Origin of the sequence: Tabrizicola sp. (genome assembly GCF_031377265.1) — a bacterium.
Classification (GTDB): Bacteria; Pseudomonadota; Alphaproteobacteria; order Rhodobacterales; family Rhodobacteraceae; genus JAUYQR01.
Genome location: NZ_JANMET010000257.1, coordinates 1 through 9,195 on the forward strand (window position 1 = coordinate 1; position 9,195 = coordinate 9,195).

Annotated in this window: 9 protein-coding genes; 4 read left to right on the forward strand and 5 right to left on the reverse strand. The window is 63.2% G+C overall.

What is annotated here, in order from left to right; translation table 11 throughout:
* Positions 1 to 39: 39 nt before the first annotated feature.
* The 4 genes from RMO18_RS14590 to RMO18_RS14605 all read right to left on the reverse strand — a co-directional run bounded on the left by RMO18_RS14590 (position 40) and on the right by RMO18_RS14605 (position 3,325).
* A complete protein-coding gene (locus RMO18_RS14590; RefSeq protein WP_309666854.1) occupies positions 40 to 924 on the reverse strand; it encodes a DMT family transporter in 885 nt (294 codons plus the stop codon).
* 52 nt (positions 925 to 976) lie between these two features.
* Positions 977 to 1,330 (reverse strand): VOC family protein, encoded by a 354-nt coding sequence (locus RMO18_RS14595; protein WP_309666855.1) that lies wholly within the window; start codon positions 1,328 to 1,330, stop codon positions 977 to 979.
* Between the two features lie 68 nt (positions 1,331 to 1,398).
* Positions 1,399 to 1,686 (reverse strand): HU family DNA-binding protein, encoded by a 288-nt coding sequence (locus RMO18_RS14600; RefSeq protein ID WP_309666856.1) that lies wholly within the window; start codon positions 1,684 to 1,686, stop codon positions 1,399 to 1,401.
* 157 nt (positions 1,687 to 1,843) lie between these two features.
* Positions 1,844 to 3,325, reverse strand: a complete 1,482-nt coding sequence (locus RMO18_RS14605; protein WP_309666857.1) for an AMP nucleosidase — start codon at positions 3,323 to 3,325, stop codon at positions 1,844 to 1,846.
* Between the two features lie 282 nt (positions 3,326 to 3,607).
* On the opposite strand from RMO18_RS14605, the gene RMO18_RS14610 reads away from it, so the two are divergent.
* Complete coding sequence (locus tag RMO18_RS14610; RefSeq protein WP_309666858.1) at positions 3,608 to 4,447, forward strand: SDR family oxidoreductase; 840 nt, start codon at positions 3,608 to 3,610, stop codon at positions 4,445 to 4,447.
* Between the two features lie 109 nt (positions 4,448 to 4,556).
* Here RMO18_RS14610 and RMO18_RS14615 read toward each other — a convergent pair whose 3' ends face one another.
* Positions 4,557 to 5,834, reverse strand: coding sequence for an ROK family transcriptional regulator (locus RMO18_RS14615; RefSeq protein ID WP_309666859.1), 1,278 nt, complete (start codon positions 5,832 to 5,834; stop codon positions 4,557 to 4,559).
* Positions 5,835 to 6,049: 215 nt separating this feature from the next.
* Here RMO18_RS14615 and RMO18_RS14620 point away from each other — a divergent pair, with 215 nt between their 5' ends.
* The 3 genes from RMO18_RS14620 to RMO18_RS14630 all read left to right on the forward strand — a co-directional run.
* Positions 6,050 to 7,075, forward strand: a complete 1,026-nt coding sequence (locus RMO18_RS14620) for a substrate-binding domain-containing protein (protein WP_309666861.1) — start codon at positions 6,050 to 6,052, stop codon at positions 7,073 to 7,075.
* Between the two features lie 158 nt (positions 7,076 to 7,233).
* On the forward strand, positions 7,234 to 8,589 hold the full coding sequence (locus tag RMO18_RS14625; RefSeq protein ID WP_309666863.1) for a sugar ABC transporter permease: 1,356 nt from the start codon (positions 7,234 to 7,236) through the stop codon (positions 8,587 to 8,589).
* A gap of 13 nt (positions 8,590 to 8,602) precedes the next feature.
* Positions 8,603 to 9,195, forward strand: a 593-nt coding sequence (locus RMO18_RS14630; RefSeq protein WP_309666866.1) for an ATP-binding cassette domain-containing protein, incomplete at its 3' end; no start/stop codon positions are given.

The window sequence follows — 9,195 nt, forward strand, 5'->3', positions numbered from 1 at the left end:
CACGCTGGCCGCCGATGCCGCGCAGATGGCCGCCTGACGTCAAGTCGCGCCGCGCCATGCTTGCGCGCGGCGCGACACCTGTACCGCCAGAATGCCCGCCATCACCACCACGACGCCCAGCACGTCCAGCGCACCAATGCGTTCGCCCAACAGCAGCGCGGCAATCGCCACACCAAAGAACGGGTTCAGGAAGTGGAACGTCGAGGCGCGCACCGCCCCGATCCGGCCCACCAACGAAAACCAAAGCAACGTGGCCGCCAATCCCGGGATCAACAACTGATAAGCAAAGGCCGCGATCAGCGCCGCGCTCCAGCTGACCAAAAGCGTCTCTGTAAAGGCGGAAACAACACCAAGCACCACCGCGCCGACCAACATCTGCAACCCGACGATCATCAAGAGATTGCCGCCAGCCGTGGCCGCGCGCACGGTAAGCGTGGCCACCGACAGGGCAATGGCGCCGCCGATGCACAGCACGATGCCGGTGGCATCGGCTCCGCCAGACAACCGTGTGCCCATGATCAACGCCACCCCTGCCATGCCGGTGATCAGGCCGGTCACGCCCAGCGCCGGCACCCGCTGGCCCAGAAACGCCCAGCCCAGCAGCGCCACGATCAGCGGCATCGAGGCCGCGATGATTGCGGCAAGCGATGCCTCGACCCACTGCATCGCCACGAAGTTCAGCCCCAGATACAGCGCATTCTGGCACAGCCCGAAGACCAGCACCGACCGCGCCTGTGGCCCCGACAAACGCCAGCTTTGGCCAAGCCAGCGCGCCACGACAACCGCGATGAGGCCCGAGATCGCAAAGCGCAGCGACAGGGCGGCCAGGGGAGGGGCATGCGCCACGATGATCCGCGCGGTGGCAAAGGCCGAAGACCACATCAGAGCGAAGGTCACCCCCATCAGGATCGCGCGAAAGTCCACATCCACATCCTTGCCGGGGCTTGGGCGGGCCTACAGGTCGCCCAAGGCAGGGTCAAGCGGCGGGCGGTTCCCATAGCTCGATCGGCGTACCTTCGGGGTCGTAGATGCGGGCGAAACGGCCATAACTGCCGTCGCCATCCCAGTCGGGCCGGGTTTCGACCGCAATGCCAGCGGCCTGCAGCATGGCGATAAGGCCGGTCAGGCCTTCGACCCGCAGGTTCAGCATCCATTGCCTGTCGGTGGGGAAATAGTCGGTCGCGGCAGGAAAGGGTGAAAACACCGTCGCCCCGGCGTCCTGCGACCACAGGCCTTCGGTGATGCCAAGGTGCGTGGCGTACCAGACCGCCAGCGCCTTGGGATCAGTTGCGCGAAAGAAGATGCCGCCGATACCGGTTACGCGTGCCATCCACGTCCTCCCATGCAAAAGGGCCGCCCAGGGGCGACCCTCTCACCTTGATAGACCTGAATCAAGGATCAGCCGTTAACGATGTCTTTCAGCGCCTTTGCGATGGTGAATTTCACCTGCTTGTCAGCGGCTTTGGTCATCGTCTCGCCGGTTGCCGGGTTGCGCACTTGCCGCTCGGGGCGGGCGCGGCAGGCAACCTTGCCCAGACCCGGCAGCGTCACGGCACCGCCATCAGCGACTTCACGCGCAACGACTGCGGCAATTGCATCCATCGCAGCCGAAGCAGTTTTCTTGTCGCCACCCATCGCATCGGCCACAGCGGCCACCAGTTGAGTCTTGGTCATCGGTTTGGACATTGGATCATCCTTCAGGTTGTTCTTGATTTAAACTGGCCTGCACGTCGCAAGCATCCGTCCCCCGGAAACGAGGCCACGGTCCAAACACACAGTTTCCACGGCGAAATCAACCCCAGAACGAAAAGTTCAGGCGGATTTAACGCGTTTTTCGCGCGAGTCAGAGAAACGCGGTTTCCTCGAAACTGCGCAGCTTGCGGCTGTGAATCCGCTCGATCGGCGTGGCGCGCAGCAGCTCCATCGCCCGAATGCCGATCTGCAGATGGCGGCTGACTTGCGTCTTGTAGAACTCGGACGCCATGCCGGGCAGCTTCAACTCGCCATGCAGCGGCTTGTCAGACACGCACAACAGCGTGCCGTAGGGCACCCGGAACCGGAACCCGTTGGCCGCAATCGTGGCGCTTTCCATATCCAGCGCCACAGCCCGCGATTGCGACAACCGCCGCACCGGGCCTGATTGGTCGCGCAGTTCCCAGTTGCGGTTGTCGATGGTCGCCACCGTGCCGGTGCGCATGATGCGCTTCAGCTCATAGCCTTCCAACTGGGTCACATCGGCCACCGCCCGTTCCAAAGCGATCTGAATCTCCGCCAGCGCCGGGATCGGCACCCAGACCGGCAGATCGTCATCAAGCACATGGTCGTCGCGCAGATAGGCATGCGCCAGTACGAAATCCCCAAGGCTCTGGCTGTTGCGCAGGCCCGCACAGTGACCAACCATCAGCCAGGCATGCGGGCGCAGCACGGCGATGTGGTCGGTTGCGGTCTTGGCGTTCGACGGGCCAACCCCGATGTTGACCAGGGTGATCCCCTGCCCATCGGCGCGCTTCAGGTGGTAGGTCGGCATCTGCGGCAGCTTGGATGCCGGAACAATCTCGCCGTCTGCCGTGGTGATCTCCTGATTTCCGGTGGCAACAAAGGCTGTATAGCCGCTGTCGCGATCCGCCAGCGCGGCACGGGCATAGGCCTCGAACTCTTCAACGTAAAACTGGTAGTTGGTGAACAGAACGTGGTTCTGAAAATGCCTCGGGTCAGTGGCGGTGTAATGCGTCAGGCGGGCAAGGCTGTAATCCACCCGCTGGGCGGTGAACGGGGCCAACGGGGCCGATCCATCGGCATATCGCGTCCGCACGCCATTCACGATGTCATCGTTGGTGGTGGCCAGATCGGGCACGTCAAACACATCGCGCAGCGAGAACTCCATCACGCCTTCCTGCGGCACCGACACGTCCGGATTGCCCGCAACCGCGAAATGCACGGGAATCGGGGTATCCGATGGCCCGACTTCCACCGTCACGCCGTGGTTTTCGACCAGAAGCTCGATCTGTTGCACCAGATAATTGCGAAACAGGTCTGGCCGGGTGATCGTGGTGGCATAGGTGCCGGGGCCAGCCACATGGCCAAACGACAGCCGCGAATCCACCTTGTCAAAGCTTGTGACGGTCAGCCGGATCTCGGGGTAGAAGGCGCGGATACGGGTATGCGGACGGCCTTTCAGCACCGTCTCGCTGAAATGATGCACCAGAAACGCGGTGGCTTCGGCATACAGCTCCTCCAGCCGGGCAACAGCAGCATGCGCGTCGGCAAAGCTTTCCGGCAACCGCAGTTCGGGGCAAAGAGTGGCGGTCTGGGCGTCGTCGTGCATGCTTTGGTCCTGCAATTTGATCCGGCATATAAGCCGAAACAGCTGCACCTTCGCAAGTGACGCCGTGATGACAGGCCAATTCTGACCGCGCGGAACTTGCCTTTGGAAGGCGTGGCAGGCGGCGCAACTCACCGCCACCCTGGCCAGTGCATGACGATGCTCCGGCCGGCTGCAGCAAGCGGGGAACCGCGGCGCGAAGGCCAAGCCCCTCCAACCCTCTTGCGGCAAAACGTGCGTGCTTGTCCCTTGCGCCCCTGCTCTTCCCCCCCGATAACTGCGGCCATGTCGACACTGCTGTCCCTTGGCCACGGCTATTCCGCATCCGCCCTTGCCCGGCGGTTGATCCCGCAAGGCTGGACGGTGATCGGCACCACCCGCAACCCCGCCAAGGCCGCAGCCTTCGCCACTGCAGGGGTGGAACCGCTGCTTTGGCCCACAGACCTTGCCCCGGCATTGGCGCGGGCAACCCATATCCTTGTGTCAGCAGCGCCCGATGCCACGGGCGATCCGTTCCTGCAGGCCTGCCCCGCGCTGGCAGACAGCAAGGCCGCGTGGGTCGGCTATCTTTCGACCACCGGGGTTTACGGCGATCATCAGGGTGGCTGGGTCGATGAGACCACGCCCCTCACCCCGTCATCGGAACGCGGCCGCTGGCGGGTGCTTGCCGAGGCACAGTGGCGCGCAACCGGTCTGCCGATGCACATCTTTCGGTTGGCGGGGATCTATGGGCCCGGTCGCGGCCCGTTTGAAAAGGTGCGCGATGGCACCGCGCGGCGGATCATCAAGCCGGGGCAGGTGTTCAGCCGCTGCCATGTCGAAGACATCGCGCAAGTGCTTGAGGCCTCGATCCGCCACCCCGCCCCGGGTTCCGCCTACAACATCTGCGACGACGACCCCGCCCCGCCCGAAGACGTGCTGGCCTACGCGGCCCAACTTCTTGGCCTGCCCGAACCCGCTGCGATCCCGTTTGATCAGGCCGACATGACGCCAATGGCGCGCAGCTTTTATGGCGAGTCAAAGCGTGTGCGCAATGACCGGATCAAAACCGCGCTTGGGGTTCGCCTGCTCTACCCAACCTACAAGGACGGGCTGACAGCCCTTCTCGCCGCAGACGCGCGCTAAACCCTCAAACAGCGCCACCCCTCGCCATTCATCTGTCCCCAAATATCCCACGGGAGGTCCGGAGGGTGTGAAACCCTCCGGGGTCTCAGGCAGGGCGCAACCGTCGGCGCTATTGCGCTGCGATCTCGCGCGCCGGCGCCAGCAGCCCTTCGGACACCGCCGAAAGCGCCAGTGCCGCAGCACCATGCGCCCACAGCAAATCGCCCCAGGCGTGAATCTCGATCGGCGGGCGGGGACGACCCGAATTGATGGCAAGATTGTCCATCTCGGCCAACGTTTCTGCGGCATAGAGGTAGTCATAGCGCATCCGCTCGCCCGACAGGATGATCAGTGCCGGATCAAACAGGTTGATCACGTTCGACAGCCCCACCGCCAGATAGCGCCCCGCCCGACGAAAGATCGACCGCGCGGTGGCGTTTCCGGCCTTGGCATGGTCATACAGGCTTTCCAGCAGCACGGTGATGCTCTGGCCTTCCTTGTGGCTCCAGTTCAGCGCGGTGGTGGCCTCCCGCGCCAGGGCGTAATCGGCGACATAGGCCTCCAGACAGCCGCGCTGGCCACAGCGGCACAGCGCGCCGTCAAGCTGCACCTTGGTGTGACCCAGCTCCATCCCCAGCCGCTGTGACCCGCGATAGATCCGGTGGTTCATCACGAACCCCATGCCAACGCCATGTTCGATGGTCACCACCGCAAAATCCGCCAACGCCCGCCCGGCCCCGAACCAAAGCTCCGCCAGCGCGACAAGGTTGGCATCGTTGTCGACGCTGACAGGCAGGCCCAGCCGGCCCTCAGCCGCCGCGGCCAATGGCACCGCCCGGTCCAACAGCACCGAAGACCACAACACCATGCCTTCGGCCACATCGACAAAGCCCGGCACACCAATGCCCACGCCCGACAGATCAGACCGGGCAATCCCGGCTTTGGCGCAAACCCGGTTCAGAAGCGTCTCGATCGCGTCCAGAATCTCGGCAAGGGGCATCGGTCCCGGTCGGCGCGGGATCACGTCATCGGCAATCAGGTTACCCGCGAAATCGACGATCACCGCGGTATGTTCGCGGTCCGACAGCTTCATTCCTGCAACCCGATGCGCCGCCGCGCGCACGCCCAGCGCCACCGCAGGCCGACCGCGACCCGCGTCGCCGTCGCGCGGGGATGCCACTTCTTCGATCAAACCGGCGTCGATCAGTTCCGAGGTCAGTGTGGTCACCGACGCCGGGCTTACGCCCAGATCCTTGGCCACCTGCACCCGGGGAATCAGCCCCGCTGCACGCACGCGTTCAAACACCTGCTGGCGCAGGGGTCGCAGCGAATCCTGCAGTGGCGGAATCAAAGGCCCGACGCCCTTGCGCCCCTCAGACCCGTCCTCACGCACCATGCGCGGCTGCATTACTTTGATCTCCGAAGAAAAAATCACCATGTCTAACCATTTTGCGCCCGCAGAATGCTGCATGGCAGCAAGATTTTGCACAATCCGTGGGCGAGTTTAACTTTGATCAGTATTTTTATTTTGACAACTGAATTTATTCGCGGCATTTTTCCGCCCGTTCCGGCGAATCTGCCGGGCCGGCCATGCGCTGGCCGATATCCATAGGGAGGATACTGATGCGTAATGCAATTCTCGCTGCCATCGTGGCGGTGACTGGCTTCTCGTCGGCTGCTCTGGCAGAAGGCAAAAAGATCGGCGTCTCTTGGGCGCAGTTCCAGGAAGAGCGCTGGAAGATCGACGAAGCTGCGATGAAAGCTGCGATCGAAGCTGCCGGCAACGAATACGTCTCGGCTGACGCGCAGGCTTCGGCTGAAAAGCAGCTGAGCGACATCGACGCGCTGATCGCACAGGGCGTTGACGCCCTGATCATCAACGCTTGGGACAAAGACGCTATCGGGCCGGCCATCGAGAAAGCCGCTGCCGAAGGTATCCCGGTCGTCGGTTATGACCGTCTGATCGAGGACAACCGCACGTTCTATCTGACGTTCGACAACGTCGGCGTTGGCCGGATCATCGCAGAGTCGGTCTTTGCCGTCGCGCCGAAGGGCAACTACGCGATCATCAAGGGCGACCCGGGTGACCCGAACGTCGGCTTCCTGCGTCAGGGCATGGAAGAAGTCATCGGCGCTGCTGTCGCTTCGGGCGACATCGTAATCGTCGGCGAAGCCAACTCGGACGGTTGGAAGCCAGAGAATGCTCAGAAGAACATGGAGCAGATCCTGACCGCCAACAACAACGCCGTTGACGCCGTTCTCTCGCAGAACGACGGCATGGCCGGTGGTGCGGCTGCCGCACTGGCGTCGCAGGGCCTGAACATTCCGCTGGGTGGCCAGGACGGCGACCTTGCGGCCATCAACCGTGTGGCCCGCGGCACGCAGACCGTTTCGGTCTGGAAGAACGCCGTTGACCTTGGCAAGGCCGCTGGTGAGATCGCCTCGGCGATGGCAGACGGCGCGGCACTTGACGCCATCCCGGGCGCGACCAAGTTCTCGGGCGGCGAAAAGGGCGTTGAAATGAACGCGATCCTGCTCAACCCGACCCCGATCACCAAGGACACGCTGAACCTGGCGATCGACGCAGGCCACATCACCAAGGAAGCTGCTTGCGAGGGCGCCATGGAAGGCGTCGCTGCTTGCCAGTAATCTAGGCTGATTGTCCGGCGCTGCCCTGCAAGGGTGGCGCCGGTACTCTATTCAATGATGGCGGGTGGCCATGCGCGCTGCGTTCGCGCACTCGGACTGCGGTAAGACCCGTCCGTCTCGGTCCAACCGCATCCCCCTCTCTCTGGCTGGACGAGGACATGAGCAACACACCGCATTCCCCCGCGACCCAAACCGCACCCGAAAGCGCCTTTGGCCGCTTCTTGCGCGCCACCGAGATTGACCCCCGCCTGCTCGGCATGGTCGGTGCGCTGGTCCTGATCTGTCTGGCGTTCGAGGCCTATTCGACTTTCGTGCTTGGGCGACCGAGCATGCTGCTGGGCGCGGGACAGGCCGAAGCGAACGGCTTCCTCACGCCGCGCAACCTGTGGAACCTGTCGGTCCAGACCGCCTATATCGGAATCATGGCGACGGGGATGGTGCTGGTCATCATCACCCGCAACATCGACCTTTCGGTCGGCTCGATCATGGGCATGGTCGGCATGTACATGGGCCTTTTGCAGGTCGAGTACCTGACCCCGGCCCTGGGCCTTGGACATCCCGCCATCTGGATCACCACCGTTGCCTTCGGCATCGCGATGGGTGCGCTGATCGGGGCGTTTCAGGGGGTGCTGATCGCGTTTCTGGGCATCCCGTCCTTTATCGTCACGCTTGGCGGCCTGCTGGTGTGGCGGGGTGCCGCGTTTCTGGTTGCCGGTGGCAAGACCATCGCGCCACTGGACGAATCGTTTTCGCTGATCGGCGGCGGGTCGTTCGGCGCGCTGGGCCGGACCGGCAGCTGGATATTCGCGGTCATTGCTTGCGTCTTTGTGGTCTGGGCCTTTCTGAACGGCCGCAAGTCGCGGCAGACGCACGGCTTTGCCCAGCGCCCGGTCTGGGCTGAAACCTTCGTGATCGGCCTGATCTGCACGATCATCATCGGGGCCACCGCAATCGTGAATTCCTATGTCTGGCCTCCGGGCAACATCAAGAAATACTATGAAAGGTTGGGCGTCCCGGTGCCTGACGGCGCAGAGTTCGGCCACGGCTATGCCTACCCCGTGCTGATCCTGATCGCGGTGGCCATCTTCATGACGATCCTGATGACCCGCACCCGTTTTGGCCGCTATGTCTTTGCCATCGGTGGCAACCCCGAGGCTGCGGCCCTGTCCGGCATCAACACCCGCGCGATGACGGTGAAGATCTTCACGCTGATGGGCGCGCTGGCCGGGATCGCTGCTGTGATCGGCGCGGCCCGCCAGAACTCTGCCACCAACGCGATGGGCCAGCTTGACGAACTTTACGTCATTGCCGCAGCCGTTGTCGGCGGCACCTCTCTCGCCGGTGGCGTGGGCACGATCTACGGCGCCATCATCGGCGCGCTGATCCTGACCGCGCTACAAACCGGCATGGTGCTGATCGGCTTTGGCGACGGTTCTTACCAGCGGATCGTGATCGGCGTGGCACTGGTTCTCGCTGTCTGGCTCGACATTGTTTACCGCAAACGCATCAAGTGAAAGGGCAAAGATCATGGTAGTCAGAACCGGAACCCCGCTTGTCGAACTGCGCGACATGTCGATCTCGTTTGGCGGGATCAAGGCCGTCGATCATGTGACGGTCGATCTTTTCCCGGGCGAAGTTGTGGGCCTTCTGGGCCACAATGGTGCTGGCAAATCGACGCTGATCAAATGCCTGTCGGGGGCCTACAAGGCCGATGCCGGGCAGATCCTGATCAACGGGCAAGAGGTGGATATCAACAATCCCCGCGACGCCCGGGCGCAAAACATCGAGACGATCTACCAGACCCTCGCGCTGGCCGACAACCTCGATGCCGCCTCGAACCTGTTTCTCGGGCGCGAACTTGTAGGCGCGGGCGGAATGCTGAACGATTCCGCGATGGAGGCCGAGACGCGCAAGATCATGAAGCGTCTCAACCCCAATTTCCGCAAGTTCAACGTGCCGGTCAGTGCCCTTTCGGGTGGCCAACGCCAGTCGGTGGCCATCGCCCGCGCGGTGTATTTCAACGCCAAGATCCTGATCATGGATGAACCGACAGCCGCACTTGGCCCGCAGGAAACCCAGATGGTGGCCGAACTGATCCAGGAGCTGAAGGCGCAGGGCCT